Genomic DNA, 17741 nt, shown 5'->3' on the forward strand with positions numbered 1-17741 from the left:
GCTGACCTTTCATGGACTCCACCGCTGAAGCGAGACCCGCGCGCAACTGGAAGCGCATTGCCCTGATCGCCAGTGCCGCCGTACTGGTCGGCGCCGTCGGCGTCGGCGCCTGGGCGCGCAGTGCCCTCGATACCTCGCGCTCGGCCGTCGCCGAAGACAGCATCGCGCTGGCCGATGTGAAGATGGCCGATCCTGCCGCCGTCAAGCGGGGCGAATATGTGATGCGCGCCGCCGATTGTGCGGCTTGCCACAACGGGTCCAAGGGCGCGTTCGCCGGGGGCTACCGCTTTGACACCGACTTCGGCACGATCCTTTCCTCGAACATCACGCCCGACCGGCAGACCGGTATCGGCGGCATGACCGAGCGGGATTTCTTCGATGCGGTGCGCCATGGGCAGGGTTCGAAGGGCTTTCTCTATCCCGCCATGCCCTACACCGCCTATGCCAAGCTGACCGACCGCGACATGCATGACCTCTGGGCCTACATGTCGACCGTCAAGCCTGTTTCCAATGCAGTGGACGAAAACGGGGGCATGATGTTCCCCTTCAGTATCCGCCTGGCGATGGCGGGCTGGGACATGCTGTTCTACGACCGCAAGCCGCTGGCACCGACGCCGGGCAAGTCTCCCGAGTGGGAGCGGGGGCGCTATCTTGTAGATGGGGGCGGGCACTGTTCCGCCTGCCATACGCCGCGCAACCTGCTGGGCGCGGAAAGCACGGGGCGCTATCTTCAGGGGGGACGCATCGGGTACTGGTATGCGCCCGATCTCACCGGCAACGATCACTTCGGGCTGGGCAAGGCGTCCGTCGAGGACATCGCCGAGTACCTCAAGACCGGTGGCGACACGACTGCGATCGCCGCAGGCCCGATGGCCGAGGCGGTGGAGCATTCGCTCCAGTATCTGTCGGACGCGGATATCAGGGCCATGGCCGTCTACCTCAAGTCGCTGCCGCCCTCGGACAGGAAACGTCCCGAGGCGATCCCGGCGAGCAGTCCCGCAATGAAGCGGGCGGCGCTGCGATATGAAGTCAACTGCTCGGCCTGCCACGGCGTTCGCGGCGAGGGCATGGGCAACATGACTCCGGCCTTCGCGGGCAATCAGGGCCTCCAGTCGGACGATGCCGCCAGCGCGATCCAGGTCATGCTGGTGGGCGGACGGGCCGCATCGACGCACAGCAAACCGACCGGGGCAGGCATGCCCTCGTTCGCCTGGAAAATGGACGACCGCCAGATCGCCGAAACGCTGGACTACATCCGCAACAGCTGGGGCAATGCCGCCAGGCCGGTGAGCGAGAGCGACGTGGCGCACATGCGCAAGGAACTCGAAGCGGCAAAGAACCTGCCGGCCAACTGAGGGAACGCCCACCGCCGCCATCTCGAGGCGGCGGGAGGCGTTCCGATGACGAGGCGATCTTGCACTCTGGGTAAAATCATCGCGCGTGTCAGCGCAAGGCACGGATGCAAGGGCACGGTAACCAGCACGAACCAGGTAGGTTGGAGCAGGTGAAGCCGGCATGTGCGGAATGGGTCGTAAGCGACGGGTGCAGCTGCTGCTTGGCGCATCGATGCCATCCGCGCAGGCAGGAGCCCTGCCATGCTCATGACACGGGCCTGTCGCCGGGCGTGGCTGTTCGAGGCGCTGCGCAAGATCGAGGCCGACTTCAACCGGTCGGCGGACACGCACCTCATCTCGTTGGACGTGCCCGCGCTGCCGGGTGTGACCCTCTATCTGAAGGACGAGAGTTCGCATCCCACGGGCAGCCTGAAGCATCGCCTGGCGCGGTCCCTTTTTCTTTATGCCCTGTGCAATGAATGGATCGGTCCGGACACGACGGTGATCGAGGCTTCGTCCGGCTCGACAGCGGTGTCGGAAGCCTATTTCGCGCGCCTGTTGGGGCTGCGTTTCATCGCCGTGGTTCCGGCTCTTACCGCCGCGCCGAAGCTGGAAGCCATCAAATTCCAGGGGGGCGAAATTCACAGGGTGGACGACCCGCGCACGGTTTATGACGTGGCGCAGAAGCTCGCCGTGGAAACGGGCGGGCATTATCTCGACCAGTTCACATATGCCGAACGGGTGACCGACTGGCGCGGAAACAACAACATCGCCGAAAGCCTGTTCGCGCAGCTTTCTCAGGAACGCCATTCCGTGCCCGACTGGATCGTCTGCGGCGCCGGAACCGGCGGAACTTCGGCGACGATCGGCCGCTTCATACGGTATCGGCGCCACGCCACCCGGCTTTGCGTGGCAGATCCCGAGCAATCGGTGTTCCATCGCAATTTTCAGGATCCCACGGTCGAGACCCTTCCGGAGGGGTGCGCGTCGCTTATCGAGGGAATCGGTCGGCCGCGTGTCGAACCGAGCTATGTCCCCGGCGTCGTGGACCGGATGCTGGCGGTGAGCGATGCGCAGAGCATCGGCGCCATGCGCGCGGTGGCGGAAGTCCTGGGAAAGCGCGTGGGAGGCTCCACCGGCACCAATGTCTGGGCGTGCCTGCAACTTGCGCGTGAAATGACCGCGGCGGGGAAGCAAGGCAGCATCGCGACGCTGATCTGCGATGCGGGCGAGCGCTACGACTGCACATATTACAATGATCGCTGGCTGGCCGGTCGGTCGGTCGACTGGCGGCCCTGTGCCGCCGATATCCGCGCTGCCTTCAGTGTCGCCGGCAGATCCTGCGTTTGACGGCTTGAAAGCCGGAGGAGTTTACAGACATGCGTCATACCACAGCGTCTCCCGCCGAAGACGGTTACCTGATGCACAGCGAGGCGACGCTGGCCGAGCTTGCCGAAGCGGCGATCGCGCATGTGGCTGCGCTGGGAACGAGCGAGGCGATGGTCGTTGTTGCCGAGAACGGCGGGATCACCGCGCGCGCCAGCAACGGTCGCGTGGAAAAGGCCTATCGCGACGGGAGCCAGTCGCTGGCGATAACTGTCTACAATCGTCACCGCACGGGCCGGGCGAGCACGCAGGCTCTCGACCGGGCATCCGTTTTGCGCACGGTGGAGCAGGCAGTCGCCATCGCCGGGCAAGTGCAGCCGGACGCGGAGGCGGGGCTTGCCGATCCTGACTGGGTCACTCGAAATCCCGTGCGCGTGCCGCTGTTTGCGCCATCGGGCTACGATGCGATGCAGATGGCCGGCGATGCGCTTGCCATTGAAAGCGGCGCACTGGCAGCAGGCAGCGGCGAGCGTGTTCGCGTGGTGGACGCAGGCGCCTCCAGCAGCGACAACCGCTGGGCGCGAGCGACGACCCAGGGTTTCCGGGACGCCGGAAGCGCCTCCATCCATCACCGCTGGTGCGTCGCGATCGCCGAGCGCGACGACGCTATGGTCCGGGACTACTGGAGCGCCAGCCACCGACATATCGGAGAGCTTCCGACATCTGCCAGCATAGGCGCCGAAGCGGTGCTGCGCAGCATTCCGCGCCTTGGCGCCGAGGGACTGGTAACGCAGAAATCCCCGGTGGTGTTGGATGCGCGCATCGCGTCCGGGCTTTTGGGGGAGCTTTGCAATGCGCTGAGCGGGGGCGCGCAATACCAGGGGCAAACCTTCTTACCCGATCCCGTGGGCCAACAGGTCATGGCCGCGCATCTCACGCTCTCGGAGAATCCCTTCGAGCCTTTCGGTCTTGCCAGCGCGGGGAGCGATAGCGAGGGCGTTGCCGGCAGTGCGCGCGATGTCGTGCAGCACGGGGTGGTGGAAGGGATGTTCCTGGATTCGCTCGCCGCGCGAAAGATGAACCTGCGTTCGACCGGCAACGCAGATGGCCCGACCAACCTGACCCTGAAAAGCAATCTGGCCGAGCCGGAGGAAGACCTCGCGGCGCTTTGGCGCAAGATGGGGCGCGGGCTGTGGTTGACAGAGTTCATCGGGGGCGGCGTCAACCCAATTACGGGCGCCTACTCCAAGGCGGCAAGCGGCTTCTGGATCGAGAACGGTCAGGTCAGTCACCCCGTGCACGATTTCACGGTGGCGGGCGATCTCAAGCGAATGCTGCGCGGGATCGTCGCCGTCGGCTGCGACGTGCATCGGGAAGGGCGCTTTCGCACCGGGTCCATTCTCATCGACGAAATGCAGGTTGCCGGTCGCTGACGCATCGCGCCTCCGGTACGCAACATCAAGGAACATCCCATGCCGATCGCCTCTTCTCCAACGGAAGCCCGCTGGTCTCGCATCTCTCAGTCTCTGCTGGCCCCCAACGACCTCGACGAGCAGGCCATCGATGCCGCTCTCGGTGAACTCGGCGGTGCCGGAACCGATTTCGCCGATCTCTATTTCGAGACGACCGCACACGAGGAATGGCGGCTCGACGAAGGCAAGGTGACGCGCGGAACCTTCTCCATCTCGCAGGGCGTGGGCGCACGCACCGTGGCTGGCGAACAGAGCGGATTTGCCTATTCGAGCGACATGTCGCCCCGCGCCCTCATGGCCGTGTCGGCGGCAGCCCGGAGCATGCAGAGTTTCGGTCAGGATGCGCAGGTACGCGGAGGTGCGGCGATCCGGAGCGACTTGGCGCCCAACGATCTCTATTCCGTCATCTCGGCCGGCGGCAATCTCGGAGCGCCGGAGAAGATCGCCCTGTTGCAGCGGCTGGACGAACGCGCGCGCGCGGCCGATCACCGGATCGTGCGCGTCACCGCCTCGCTGGCGCTGATCGACACCGATGTGCTGGTCTGCGCGACCGACGGCACCAGGGCGGCCGACGTTCGCCCATTTGCAAGGATCGTCATGAGCGTTCTTGCGCAGTCGGGCGACAAGAGGTCCAGCGGCCGGGCCGCCCGTGGCGGGAGAATGGCCCTGGCCGACATCGACGACGCCATGATCGACCGGATGATCCGGCGCGCCACCGGCATGGCGATCGCCAATCTCGATGCGAGACCGGCACCCGCCGGCGTGATGTCGGTCGTGCTGGGGCCGGGGTTTCCAGGGATACTCCTGCATGAAGCGATCGGTCACGGCCTGGAAGGCGATGCGCACCGCAAGCGGTCGTCGGTCTTCGTCAGCCACATGGGAGAGCAGGTCGCGGCGCCGGGCGTTACCGTGATCGATGACGCCACGGTGCCACGCCACGGCGGCTCCCTCAACATCGACGATGAAGGTACGCCCGGCCAGCGCAACGTCCTGATCGAGGACGGCAAGCTGGTCGGCCTCATGCAGGACCGTATGAATGCGAGACTGATGGATTGGCGGATGACCGGCAACGCGCGTCGCCAGTCCTATGCCCCTGCCGCGCATGACGAATACGTTTCTGCAGGCGGGAGAACATGCGCCGGAAGAGATAATCGCTTCCGTCGGCAACGGAATCTACGCGACGGAGTTCGGCGGGGGGACGGTGGATATCACCACAGGGCAGTTCAATTTCGCGGCGGTTCAGGCCTACCTCATCGAGGATGGCAAGCTGACGGCGCCGGTGGAAGGTGCCACGCTGATCGGCGTGGGACATGAGGCTCTCAAGAAACTCTCAATGATCGGAACCGACCTTTCCCTTGACGACGGAGAGGCCATGTGCGGCAAGGATGGGCAATCGGTAATCGTCGGCGTCGGTCAGCCCACCGTGAGAATCGACGAGATGGTCGTCGGGGGAAGTAACTGAGGTTCGAAGGATGCGACATAAATGTGCGCGAGTACCAGATTGCACTCTCAGGCAAACGGTCTCGCGCGGTCCGGCAAGACAACATTCCTGCGATTGGGCCTTCTGTCATCCGGGTGGGGTGGCGAAGCGGAAAATGCCGGGATGATCGATCGCGCTGCATAGCCATACCCCCAGACGCCTGCATTTTTATGACATCCGGGGGTTTCTATGAGAAATGCTTATATAGTTTCACTGTTGTCGCCCGCAGTTGTCCTGCTTGCCTCCCCGGCACAGGCGCAGGAGCCGGCCGCGCTGCGCGAATACAACTTCAAGGTTTCCGGAGGTTCGCTGGCAAAGGTGATCGAGGAAATCTCGTCGCAGGCGCGCGCATCCATCACGACCGACATAGCAGCGGAAGAGGACGTGCGCGTAGAGGGGGTTTCCGGGTTATATACGTTGCGCAGTGCGCTGGAAACGGTGCTTGCGGGAACCGACTGGGTGCTCGAGAACGGTGCGCGCAACAGGTTCCGCATCGTTCGGCGGGACGGCGGTGGCGGCGACATCGTGGTGGTGGGGCGGCGCGAGGACTTCGCAAGGACATCTTCAGGCCTGCTGACCCGCACGGATACGCCCCTGCGGCAGACTCCCGGCACTGTGGATTCCGTCACCGAAGAAGTGCTGCAGAGCCAGAACGCGATTTCGGTGAACGAAGCTCTGCGGAATATTCCCGGCGTCATATTCTCCACTTCGAACAGTCGTGCCGAAGCAATCATCGGCGGGGAACCGACGGGCAACATAACTTATGTAAACGGTCTCAGGGCCAGCGCTTTGGGAGCCAATCCGCCGGTTACGGACGTTGAAGCGATCGAAGTGCTCAAAGGGCCCGCTTCGATCCTGACAGGCTCCGCGCTTTCCGGGGGCGTCGTCAACTTCGTACCCAAGCGCGCGACGGGCAAGCGCGGCGGTGACGTCAGTCTGGGCGTGGGTTCCGGTCAGGAATTCCTGGCGAGTGCCGACGTCGGCGGCACGATCCTGAAGGATCAAGGGCTGTTCTGGCGTGTGGCGGGATTGTCGCAATATGCAGATCACCTTCCCGGCGGAGGCAAGCGCGTGTTCCAGCGGGTCATCAATCCCATGATCGGGTTCCGGTCCGAAAGTGTAAGGTTCGATGGCACCTTCCAGTACTACGACAAGCGCACCCCCTCGCTCCTCTCTGCCTCGTACGATCCGGCTGGCGGCTTCACGGACTATGGCGACCGGCTCAACGAGGAAATGGGATCGCGCGTTAAGTCGCGGCGCGCCTCGTACAGCCTCGAAATCGATCTCGCTTCCACGAGCGGGTTCACTCTCACCTTGCGAAATCGGGGGCTTTACCAGAAGGCCGAGCGCAGCACACAAGCTCAGGTTCCTTATGTCTACGACTATATGGGCATGGGCGCATATGTACTGAACTTCTCCGACTTTTCTAAAGAGAAGCAGCTTAGCGAATATATCGATCTCTATGCCAAGTTCGCCACCGGCCCGGTGGAGCACCAGCTGATCCTGGCAGGCGACCTGATGCACAACAACGCGACGCGGGTCACAGTTCAGGACGTCGGCTTCGCAGACAGCGTAATGCCGCCGCCGCTCGGCTACCCCGGCGCGTTGCCTCTGCTGCCCGTCCCGGAAGACACCGGGGGCAGCTTTACCAAGATACGCCAGTATGGCCTGGTCGTGCAGGATCAGATGACTCTCGGCCGCCTGCATGCTCTGGCTGCCCTGCGCAAGACGTTCTACAAGCAGGCCCCCTATCGCAGGACCGCGCAGGGCGAGCTTATTGCCGGGGGGACGGATTTCGACCAGCAGAAGCTGCTGTTCAACGGCGGACTGGTCTATGATGTCACCAAGGCGGTTTCCGTATATTTCAGTTACAGCAATTCGTTCAACGCGACGGACAGTTATTATCGCTATGCGTCCGGAGAAGTTCTGCCACCCATTACGCGAACGCAGTATGAAGTCGGTCTGAAATCTGGCCTCTTCAACGATCAGGTCACGGTAAACCTGTCGGCATTCAAGTTCTCGACCGACAATTCGCAGCTCCTCGACCCGGCTAATCCGGCCTTCTACGTCACCGGTCCGGGAACCAAGGGCAAGGGGGGTGAGATTTCGGTGTCGGGATCGGTTACGCCGTCGCTCAAACTTCTGGCCGGCTATACCTATACCCGCAACAAGCAAGGCGATGGCCGCCCCGGTATTGCCGCTCCGCGACATGTCGCCAACCTGTGGGCCATCAAGACATTCAGGATCGAAAAGGACAGCATCGATCTCGGGCTCGGTGGCAATTACAACAGCAGCTTTTTTGCACAGGATCTGCTCGGGACATCCTATCCCCTGCCATTGTATCGGGTGGACCGCGAGTTTCTCTCGGTCAATGCAAGCCTTGGCTACACGCACGGACGCTTCAGTGTGAACGCCACGGTCAACAACCTGCTCGACCGCCGGAATTACCAGCCTTCAAGCTCGATCGGCCAAGTGCTGATCGAAACGCCCCGCTCCTTCCGCATCAACCTGCGAGCAAAGCTCTAATACGATGACGATAGATGAATCCCATTCGCTTGCCGATCCCGTGGACATTCGCCTGGCCGAAGGCGAACCCCCGCCGGAGAACCGCGGAAGGACGGTATGGCCGGACGTCCGGCATGCGTTCGGCCTTGCGAAGCAATACTTCGCTAAGGATCCCTTGGTCGGCGGCATTCTCTTCGCGATCAAGCTGGGGATCGGCGCCGGGATAAGCTATGCCACGGTCAACGTGCAATTGACCATGGCCTCGGTGACGACCGCGCTGGCGGCGCGCAACGGCGCCGTCATTCCGGGGCTGCTCATTACCGCGATCGCGACTTTTGCCGGCGTCATCGTGGCGGCGCTGCTGGGCGACTGGGTGCGTTATACACTGCGAATCCGCGCCCGTAGCGTGCTCACCGGCTCGCTGCTGGGCAGATGGCTCGACGGCAACCGCTATTACGACCTCGAACGACGTGCGCGCCTCGATCATCCCGAGCAGCGTATCCAGGAAGATGTGTTCATCTATGTGGAGGAGATGCTGGCGATCGTGCCTGGGCTGATTGGCTCGCTTCTGCCGCTGTTCCTCTATTCGGGCAAGCTCTGGACGATGTCTCCGCCAGTTCCACTGAACGGGATCGGTCTGCCCTTCACGCTGGAGGGGTATCTGGTCTACTCGACCGTTGGGTTTGCGCTCCTCTGGACGGTCGTTACCCATCTCGTCGGTGCCAAGCTCACCACGACGGAGATCACGCGGCAGGGTCTCGAAGCGCAGTTCCGTCAGGAAATGGCAGGTGTGCGTGAAAACAGCGAGGCGATCGCGTTCCAGAAGGGCGCCGTCTTCGAAGGCGCGCGGCTCGACAGCACGTTTCAGCTCATCAAGGAGAACTGGCGGCGCTATACTTACGCCAACTTGCGCGTGACGTTCGCCACCCAGATTCCTACATTGCTGTTCCTGATGGGGCCTGCGGCGCTTTGCGCGCCCTTCGTCATCAGCGGGCGGATGCAGGTCGGCGATATCCAGTTCGTCGCCGCTGCGATGATCGCGGTGTTCAGTGCCGTCGGGGTCGTCATCCAGTCCTATCGGCAACTCGCCATCCTCCGTTCGGCCGTTTCCCGTCTGCGCTACTTCGACGAACTTCTTGAGGGGGCCGCACGCCCGGACGGCATCGCCGTGGTCGCAAGTGCCGACAATGCCTATTCGACCCGCAACCTCGTGATTGATCGCCCCACCGGCGAGCCCATGGTCGAAGTCGAGGATATCGTCATCCGGAAAGGTGCGCGCATTCTGGTCAAGGGACAGTCCGGCGCGGGCAAGAGCACTTTCCTGAGGGCTCTTGCCGGCCTGTGGTGCCATGGCAGCGGCACGGTGGCCGCCCCGGCGGACATGCGTGTCCACTTCGTTCCGCAGCGCAGTTACATGCCGGACGGCACTTTGGCGAGCCTCATGGCCTATCCGGCCGACCCCGGTTCGGTTTCCGACGAAACCTTCCGTATGCTGCTGGATCGTCTTGGCCTTGGGCAGCTATCGCCGCGCCTTCATGACTACGCTTCCTGGCGCCGGATACTCTCGCCGGGCGAACAGCAGCGAATTGCAGCGGCGCGCGCGATCTTGGCCGCGCCGGACTTCCTGTTCGTGGATGAGGCCACCAGCGCGCTCGATATGCACTCTGAGGCAATTTTCTACACGCTGCTGGCAGAGCGCTTGCCGGACGCCGCGATTATATCGGTCGCACACCGGCCGACCGTGGAGGCCTATCACGACAGGGCGATCGAATTCGCGCAGGGCAAGGCTCGGCAGTTCGCCATCGACCGCCCCGGATCGCCCGGTGACACGCAAAGGAACGACTCGTGAATCTGATCAAAGACATCTCGACCGACGTCTTCGAAGACGAGGTCATGCGCTCGCCGATCCCGGTCTTCATCGATTTTCATGCAACGTGGTGTGGACCGTGCAAGGCGATCATGCCGATGCTCGAAGATGTCGCCAGGGAGTATGAGGGCGAAGTCAGGATCGTGAAGATCGATATCGAGGCGGAGCCCGAACTTGCCACAAGGTTCGGCATCCGCGCTGTGCCGACATTCGTCCTCATCCATAAGGGCGAGGAAAAGGAAAGGCCGCGCGGGATACTGACCAGGGGCAACATGTCCGCGCTGCTCGAAGGCTATCTGGAGGGCGGCCAGTGACTGGCGGTGCATTTCTGGGCAACCTCGCGCTGCGTGACGAATTGCTCGCCGATCTCAGCGGTGAAACGCAGCGGGTCGGCGGCTGGCTGACGCCGGGCACAAGCGGACCCGATGCCGCAGTGGGAGCCGCAATGGGCTTTCATCCTGCTTTCACCGCGCTTGCGTCCGAACTCGCGCAAGGGCTGCGCTCCGACGACGATCGGGCCTTCGCGAAGGCACTGCTGGGCGCCATCGCGCCCGGAGAGGACACGGCAGACCTGGTCCGTCGCTGGTTCTTGCAATCCTGGGACGCTGCGCCGGTAGCCATCCGGGACGGTCTTGTGGGGCAGGAGCCGCTGGCGGCCGCCGCCGCTGTCGCGGAACTAGTGGCAGCCAGCCGGGAAAGCCCCGTGGCTGGCAAAGTCTGGCGTTCGGCGCGCGCCGCCTTGGGTCGCATCGTCGATGTCGTTCCCCAGACCAGCGATTATCTGCAAGTTCCCTTGGCGTTTGCGTTCGATCTCGATCTGGTTCCCGGCGCCGTGGCCGATGCGATTTCGGCGTGGAGTGCCGCCATTCGCGGCGCCAGCAATCGCGTGACGGGCTGGACGGATGACATCGCCGCCGAAGCAGGTGGGCTCAACCAGAGCTTCTATGAACGGGCGGCGGAGAAGGTTCAGGGCATCACCGATCGCGAAGAAGCGGTTCGCCAGGTCACGACCCTCGTTCAGCAGTACTTTTCCGAGTCACCCCGCGCGCAGGAATTGACGGCATTCCACAAAGAGTGCTGGGAAGCGTCCGAAAAGCGGCGAAACGCTTGGCTTGCTTCTGCCCGTCAGACCCTGATCGCATTGTCGGAATGCGATTCCGGGCGAGTCGGCTAGAGCGGTGACGAGCGGCGGGCCGGGGCAACGCGGGACACGGCGTGACATGCGATATCTTCATCCCCAGATATGGGAGCGGAATGCCGGGGACGGACAGGCCGCTGCAGACATGGTCGATTGCCGCGTCGCTCTGGAACGCGTTTTCGGCAGTTCGGACCGCAGCTCGCCATGCGGCCCTGGCGACGCCTACAGACTAAATACCGTTCATCGAGACCTGGCGCAGATTTACCGGGTGGCGGGGGAGGGCATGACTTACCGGTCGGTGCCGCTGGCCGATGGCAGCATCGCAAACCTGAGCGTGCACATCCTCATGCCGTCTGTCGGCAATCTGCGCGTCAACCAGATGAAGAACACCCGCGTCGTCGGACCGGGCGATATCATGCTCGTCTGCGACTGGGCGCCGTTTCAGATATCGACGACCGATGAATTCGACATGCTGGTGATCAACCTTCCCGGTTGGTGGGGCTTTCAGAACATCTTCGCCACCCAGTCCTCGCTCGACGATCTCTATCTGCCCGGTTCTCTCTTTGCGACGCCGGCCACTTACGTCCTGGCCTGGACGATCTACGAAGCCGATGTGGGGCCGCGCGAAGTCTCGGCCTCCGTCGCGACTTTGGCCCAGCTTCTACGGATCGCGCTTGAAGTTACCGCGGAAGATCAGTGGGCGGCGCCGCAAGTCGGGCGGATCGGCCGTATACTCCAGTTCATATTCCAGAACGTGGATCACGAAAACGTCTCGCCGCAGGATGCGGCCAAAGCCCTGAAGTGTTCGTTGCGCACGATCCACAAGACGTGCGCCGATCACGGCACCAGCTTCAACAACCTGCTCATGGAAGCGCGCCTATCCGTCGCTTCCTACATGCTCGCCACCACAGGAAGTCGTATTTCCGATGTGGCATTCGCCAGCGGCTTCGCCAGCCTTTCCCATTTCTGCCGGTTGTTCAAGAAAAGGGTAGGCGAGTCCGCCTCCGAATATCGGCGGCGGTACCAGAAGCACTGATCGGGAATCTCGCTCCGGCAGACCGGAATTTCAGTGAGGGATCCATGTACCTGGAAGAGATCATCCAGAAAGAGGACCAGGATGAAAGTTGCAGCACAATCGGCACATGACGCGCGCGAAAGATTGATTGATCCGTTCATCCTGCCTCCCTTCGAAGACTTCACTCCGGACGCGATACTGGCCGCTCTCGACCTAGCGATCGATCGTCATCGCCATGCGATCGACAGCATCGTCGAAGCGGGAGGCGGCAGCTTCGAGGACGTATGGCTTCCACTCGAGCGCGCTGAAACCGCGATGAATGCGCTGTGGTCGGTAGTGTCGCACCTCCGGGACGTGGCGGATTCTCCAGAAACGAGGGCGACGTTCAACGAGGGGCAGGGAACACTCGTGAACCATGTCGTGGGCGCCAACCAGAACCCCGACCTGTTCGCTGTTCTCGCACGGTTCTGCGAAAGCGAGGATTTCCGACGGCTTCCGGCGGCGGATCGCGTGGCGGTCGAGCGGTCCGTGCGGGATCGCCGCCTTGCGGGCGTGGCTCTCGATCCGGAGCAAAGAGAGCAATATCGCGAGATTTCCCTTCGGCTCTCCGTGCTGGCTTCCCAATTCAACGCTGCCGTCCTCGACGCTACCGAGGCCTGGTCTGAACATGTCACGGACAAGGCGACGCTTGCCGGCATTTCTGCCGAAGACATGGCGCGCTTTGCACTGGCTGCGCGCGACCGTGGGCTGGAAGGCTGGTGCATCACATTGCACCAGTCGAGCGTCAGCGCGGTCATGTCCTTTGCCGAGGATCGCGAGCTGAGACGGCGGATCTACCATGCTGCCGGCACGAAGGCCTCGGATCAGGGCCCTTATGCGGGTATCCATGACAATTCTGCGGCCATGGCGGAAATACTTGTCCTGCGGCGTCAGGTCGCGGCACTGCTGGGATTTTCGAACCCTGCGGAATGGTCGCTTGCCACGAAGATGGCGGCGTCGCCCGAAGACGTCGTTTCCTTCCTGCGCGACCTTGGCGATCGGGCGCGCCCCGCCGCCCTGCGCGAGATCGAGGAACTGCGGGAATTCGGCAAGGAAGAACTGAAGCTGGACGCGCTTGAGCCATGGGACATCGCCTTCGCCAGCGAACGTCTGCGAAGCCAAAGGTATACTGTCGATGAGCAGGAAATTCGCGCCTACTTCCCCATCGAAAGGGTATTCGAGGGGTGGGAAGGCCTGTTGAAGGACTTGTTCGGGGTGCGCCTGGCCCTGAATTCGGAAGCCGTTTCGTGGCATGAGGACGTTCGCTACTTCGATGTCTTCGATGAAGATGGCAAACTTCTCGCGGGCCTCTATCTCGATCTCCATGCCCGCACGGGCAAGCGTGGCGGGGCATGGATGTCTCCCGCACGGCCCCGGCTTCGCGACGGCAACCGAAGCGGAATGCCGGTCGCCTATCTGACCTGCAATTTCGCGCCGCGCGCTGGGGATGTACCGCCTCTGCTCAGCCACTGGGACGTGCAGACGCTGCTTCATGAGACGGGACATGCGCTGCACCAGATATTCACGCTGGTAGATCGGCCCGCAATCGGGGGAATCCGCGGCTTCGAATGGGATGCCGTCGAGCTTCCGAGTCAGGTCATGGAAGATTTCGCCTGGAACCGGGACGTGCTGACGGCGATGTCAGGCCATTACGAAACCGGCCGCCGTCTGCCTGACGATATTTACGAACGCCTGTTGGCGACCCGCCACTTTCAATCCGGAATGTCCCTCGTTCGCCAGATCGAACTCGCTTTGTTCGACATGCTCTTGCATCTGGCGGAAGAGCCTGAAGAGCCCATGGCGGTGCTCCAGCGTGTGCGCGACGAGGTCTCCGTGGTCCGGCCGCCGGAGTGGCACCGGTTCCCGCATTCCTTCTCGCATATCTTCGCGGGAGGCTATGCGGCCGGCTATTACAGCTATCTTTGGGCCGAAGTCCTGGCGGCCGATGCCTTCGAAGCATTTGCGCGAAAGGGCGTCGTCGACAGTGCCACCGGCGATCGGTTCCGCGGCGAAGTCCTCGCCCGCGGAGCGTCGCGTTCGGCGTCCGAAAGCTTCCATGCCTTCATGGGACGAGAGAGCGACCACTCCGCGCTGCTGCGGAGACGCGGTCTGGAAGTATGACGTTGTTGAGGCGATGACCTTTGAGGCCTGGCCGCGACGACGAGGGCGTTAATCCTTCGTTTGGTCTGCGGCGTAGATCCAGGCCTCGACGGTTCCTTCGGCCGTGGTGACGAGAACCTCGTAGCGCCGATATTCTTCGCCTTCGAAAGCGTCCAGATATGCCCACTGCTTCGGCAAATCCGGCGATTCAAGAAGATGCACGGCGATCTCTTCTCCGTGTTCGTCCGGGACGAACGCGGGGTATCCCATTTCGCTGCCCCAACCTTTGTTGACGAGAACGCCCTTGATGGTGCCGGTAAGCCATCTTCCCTGAAGCGAAGCCACATGGTGGTGATTGGGGCGGCCGGGAGCGAGCGTGCCGTAGGTGACGAGACGACAATCGATATTCATGATCGTGCAGGTATTCCAGCTTCCGGGAAGTGACAAGGTGATTATGGCCTATCGGGTCGTGACTTTCCCGAGCACCGCATCGATCACCGTTCGATGCGGCCGTCTCCGTCTAGATAGCCATGGCGTCGCAAGTCTGGCATCGTCATCGCCGCGATGAAGGTCAGGCCGCAGATTGCCGCGACATAGTAGAAGTATGCGCTTTCCACGCCCGCGCCGCGCAGGCTCAGAGCGACGTACTCGGCGGTGCCGCCGAATAGCGCATTGCCGATCGCGTAGGGAAAGCCGACGCCCAGAGCGCGGACTTCGGCAGGAAACATCTCCGCTTTAACCAGCCCTGCGATCGGCGTGTAGAACGCCGCGATCGTGAGGCCGGCGATGATGAGCGCAAAGGCCGCGATCGAACTTTGCGCGTTCTGGATGCCGTAGAGGATGGGCACGACCAGAACCGTTGCGGCGCCGGTGAAAACCCGCATGTGGACGCGAATTCCCAAGCGATCGCTCAGCATTCCGAACAGCGGCTGGAGTATCATGAAAACGACGAGCGCAGACTGTTGATTGCCACTGAGATGTGACCCGGGGGGCGTATAAATTACCATTGAGAATTGACCCATGTTTCCCTCGCCTCTGGCTGCCAGTCGGAGGGTCGTGGAGTGATCAACATGGACTTACTCAGTGTGATCCGCCGGTGGCATTTCCGGCAGAAGATCTCCATTCGGGAGATCAAGAGGCGGACCGGCCTGTCCCGCAACACCATCCGCAAATATCTGCGTTCTGACGCGATTGAGCCGAGCTTCAAGGTTCCGATCCGGCCGAGCAAGCTCGACCCTTACGCCGAGAAGCTGACGGCCTGGTTGCGAGTGGAATCCAAGAAGTCCCGTAAACAAAGGCGGACCGCCAAGCAGTTGCATGCTGATCTGGTAAAGCTGGGATACGATGGCTCTTATAACCGGGTTGCCGCTTTTGCCCGACGATGGCGGATGGAGCTGCAATATGAGCAGCAGACCAGCGGGCGTGGAACATTCGTGCCTTTGGTTTTCAAGCCTGGCGAGGCGTTCCAGTTCGACTGGAGCGAGGACTATGCCGTGTTGGACGGCAAGCCCACGAAGCTGCAGGTCGCCCATACCAAACTGGCGCATAGCCGCGCCTTCATCGTCCGCGCCTATCTGCTGCAGACCCATGAGATGCTGTTCGACGCGCTGACGCAGGCGTTCCGGGTGCTGGGCGGCGTGCCCCAGCGTGGGATCTTCGATAATATGAGGACCGCTGTCGACAAGATCGGGACCGGGAAGGCTCGGCAGGTCAACGCAAGGTTTGCCGCCATGGCCAGCCACTATCTGTTCGAGACGGATTTCTGCAATCCGGCTTCAGGTTGGGAGAAGGGTCAGGTCGAGAAGAACGTCCAGGACGCTCGGCGCCGGTTGTGGCAACCGATGCCAAGTTTTCCGGGCCTGGCTGAGCTGAACGCCTGGCTGGAAGAGCAATGCATCGCCCAATGGAGCGATATCCAGCATGGCGTCATGCCCGGCACCGTGGCCGATGTGCATGCCGAGGAAGTTTCCTGTCTGATGCCGCTGGGCCAGCCCTTCGATGGCTTTGTCGAGCAGATCAAGCGCGTGTCGCCGACCTGCCTCATCGCCTTTGACCGCAACCGCTATTCGGTACCTACCTCCTTCGCGAACCGACCGGTCAGCCTGCGGATCTACCCTGATCGTCTGGCCATAGCGGCCGAAGGCCAGATCGTGTGCGAACATGCCCGGCTCATCGAGCGCTCCCATCACAAGCCGGGACGCACAATCTATGACTGGCGGCATTATCTGGCGGTGATCCAGCGCAAGCCCGGCGCCTTGCGTAATGGCGCCCCTTTCCTCGAGATGCCCGAAGCCTTCCGGCAGTTACAGGGCCATCTGCTCATGCGCCCTGGTGGCGACAAGGAGATGGTCGAGATACTTTCTCTCGTTCTGCATCACGACGAGCAGGCCGTGTTGAGCGCGGTCGAGTTGGCTCTGGAGGCCGGTGTTGCCACCAAGACCCACGTTCTCAACGTGTTGCATCGCCTTATCGACGGCAAGGCGCCTCCAGCTTCGCCGATCGATGCGCCTCAGGCGCTGCGCCTGGCGCAGGAGCCCGAGGCCAATGTCGTTCGCTATGACAGGCTGAGGGATATCCGCCATGCGTCATGACCCCGCCAGCGCCGCGGTCGTCGTCATGCTGCGCAGCCTCAAGATGTTCGGCATGGCTCAGGCCGCCGACGAACTCATCGAGCAGGGCGCGCCTACCTTCGATGCTGCTGTGCCGATGCTCGCTGGACTCCTGAAGGCAGAGATGGCCGAACGCGAGGTCAGGTCCATCGCCTATCAGATCAAGGCGGCCCGCTTCCCGGCCTACAAGGATCTGGCTGGCTTCGACTTTGCTGCCAGTGAGATCAACGAAGCCCTCGTGCGCCAGCTTCATCAGGGCGACTTCATGGAAAACGCCGACAATGTCGTGCTGATTGGCGGGCCCGGAACCGGCAAGAGCCATATAGCAACGGCACTGGGCGTCCAGGCCGTCGAGCATCACCGCAAGAAGGTCCGCTTCTTCTCCACGGTCGATCTGGTCAATGCGCTTGAGCAGGAAAAGACCATGAACCGATCCGGCCAGCTGGCAGAACGCCTGCTACGTCTCGACCTGCTCATCCTCGACGAGCTGGGTTATCTGCCCTTCATCCTATCGGGCGGAGCCATGCTCTTCCACCTGCTCAGCAAGCTGTATGAGCGCACCAGCGTCGTCATCACCACCAACCTGAGCTTCAGCGAATGGGCTGGCGTGTTCGGCGATGCCAAGATGACCACCGCGCTACTCGATCGGCTCACTCACCACTGCCACATCCTGGAAACCGGAAACGACAGCTTCCGCTTCCGTGCCAGCACCGCTGCGCCCAAAGCCAGAAAGGAGAATCCAGCATCTTGAACCTGCCGGGATACGGCAGCACATAACCCATACCCACCCGGGTCAATTCTCAATGGAAACCCCGGGTCACATCTCAGTGGCAATCAACATTCCTGCCCATTTTCC

Annotated in this window: 14 protein-coding genes and 1 pseudogene; 13 read left to right on the forward strand and 2 right to left on the reverse strand. The window is 62.4% G+C overall.

The window, feature by feature from the left end:
* Positions 1-11: 11 nt before the first annotated feature.
* From ACI3K3_RS15980 to ACI3K3_RS16030, 11 genes and pseudogenes are all read left to right on the forward strand, one after another.
* The gene (locus ACI3K3_RS15980; protein WP_404915368.1) at positions 12-1355 is read left to right on the forward strand and encodes a c-type cytochrome; all 1344 of its coding nucleotides are present in this window, start codon (positions 12-14) and stop codon (positions 1353-1355) included.
* Positions 1356-1601: 246 nt separating this feature from the next.
* A complete protein-coding gene (locus tag ACI3K3_RS15985) occupies positions 1602-2684 on the forward strand; it encodes a PLP-dependent cysteine synthase family protein (RefSeq protein ID WP_404915438.1) in 1083 nt (360 codons plus the stop codon).
* A 29-nt stretch (positions 2685-2713) separates the two neighbouring features.
* The gene (locus tag ACI3K3_RS15990; RefSeq protein ID WP_404915370.1) at positions 2714-4093 is read left to right on the forward strand and encodes a TldD/PmbA family protein; all 1380 of its coding nucleotides are present in this window, start codon (positions 2714-2716) and stop codon (positions 4091-4093) included.
* Between the two features lie 39 nt (positions 4094-4132).
* Positions 4133-5194 (forward strand): annotated as a pseudogene (locus ACI3K3_RS15995) (metallopeptidase TldD-related protein); the annotation flags it as partial.
* 40 nt (positions 5195-5234) lie between these two features.
* Positions 5235-5594 carry a metallopeptidase TldD-related protein gene (locus ACI3K3_RS16000; protein WP_404915372.1) on the forward strand — a complete coding sequence of 120 codons (360 nt, stop codon included), beginning with the start codon at positions 5235-5237 and terminating at the stop codon, positions 5592-5594.
* Between the two features lie 234 nt (positions 5595-5828).
* Positions 5829-8138: a TonB-dependent siderophore receptor gene (locus ACI3K3_RS16005; RefSeq protein WP_404915374.1), complete on the forward strand. Its 2310-nt coding sequence runs from the start codon at positions 5829-5831 to the stop codon at positions 8136-8138.
* Between the two features lie 4 nt (positions 8139-8142).
* On the forward strand, positions 8143-9966 hold the full coding sequence (locus tag ACI3K3_RS16010; protein ID WP_404915376.1) for an ABC transporter ATP-binding protein/permease: 1824 nt from the start codon (positions 8143-8145) through the stop codon (positions 9964-9966).
* Complete coding sequence (gene trxA / locus ACI3K3_RS16015; protein ID WP_404915378.1) at positions 9963-10298, forward strand: thioredoxin; 336 nt, start codon at positions 9963-9965, stop codon at positions 10296-10298. Before ACI3K3_RS16010 ends, trxA begins: the two co-directional genes overlap by 4 nt.
* A complete protein-coding gene (locus ACI3K3_RS16020) occupies positions 10295-11158 on the forward strand; it encodes a hypothetical protein (protein WP_404915380.1) in 864 nt (287 codons plus the stop codon). Before trxA ends, ACI3K3_RS16020 begins: the two co-directional genes overlap by 4 nt.
* A 46-nt stretch (positions 11159-11204) precedes the next feature.
* Positions 11205-12158: a helix-turn-helix transcriptional regulator gene (locus tag ACI3K3_RS16025; protein WP_404915382.1), complete on the forward strand. Its 954-nt coding sequence runs from the start codon at positions 11205-11207 to the stop codon at positions 12156-12158.
* Positions 12159-12281: 123 nt separating this feature from the next.
* On the forward strand, positions 12282-14297 hold the full coding sequence (locus ACI3K3_RS16030) for a M3 family metallopeptidase (RefSeq protein WP_404915384.1): 2016 nt from the start codon (positions 12282-12284) through the stop codon (positions 14295-14297).
* A 48-nt stretch (positions 14298-14345) separates the two neighbouring features.
* Here ACI3K3_RS16030 and ACI3K3_RS16035 read toward each other — a convergent pair whose 3' ends face one another.
* Positions 14346-14687 carry a gamma-glutamylcyclotransferase gene (locus ACI3K3_RS16035; RefSeq protein ID WP_404915386.1) on the reverse strand — a complete coding sequence of 114 codons (342 nt, stop codon included), beginning with the start codon at positions 14685-14687 and terminating at the stop codon, positions 14346-14348.
* 83 nt (positions 14688-14770) lie between these two features.
* A complete protein-coding gene (locus tag ACI3K3_RS16040) occupies positions 14771-15217 on the reverse strand; it encodes a hypothetical protein (protein WP_404915388.1) in 447 nt (148 codons plus the stop codon).
* A gap of 129 nt (positions 15218-15346) precedes the next feature.
* Between ACI3K3_RS16040 and istA the strand changes: the two genes are divergently transcribed.
* Together istA and istB are read left to right on the forward strand one after the other, a co-directional pair.
* Positions 15347-16867 carry an IS21 family transposase gene (gene istA, locus ACI3K3_RS16045; protein WP_404915390.1) on the forward strand — a complete coding sequence of 507 codons (1521 nt, stop codon included), beginning with the start codon at positions 15347-15349 and terminating at the stop codon, positions 16865-16867.
* A complete protein-coding gene (gene istB / locus ACI3K3_RS16050) occupies positions 16857-17636 on the forward strand; it encodes an IS21-like element helper ATPase IstB (protein ID WP_404915392.1) in 780 nt (259 codons plus the stop codon). Before istA ends, istB begins: the two co-directional genes overlap by 11 nt.
* Positions 17637-17741 lie beyond the last annotated feature (105 nt).

Source organism: Novosphingobium sp. ZW T3_23 (genome assembly GCF_044987305.1).
Classification (GTDB): domain Bacteria; phylum Pseudomonadota; class Alphaproteobacteria; order Sphingomonadales; family Sphingomonadaceae; genus Novosphingobium.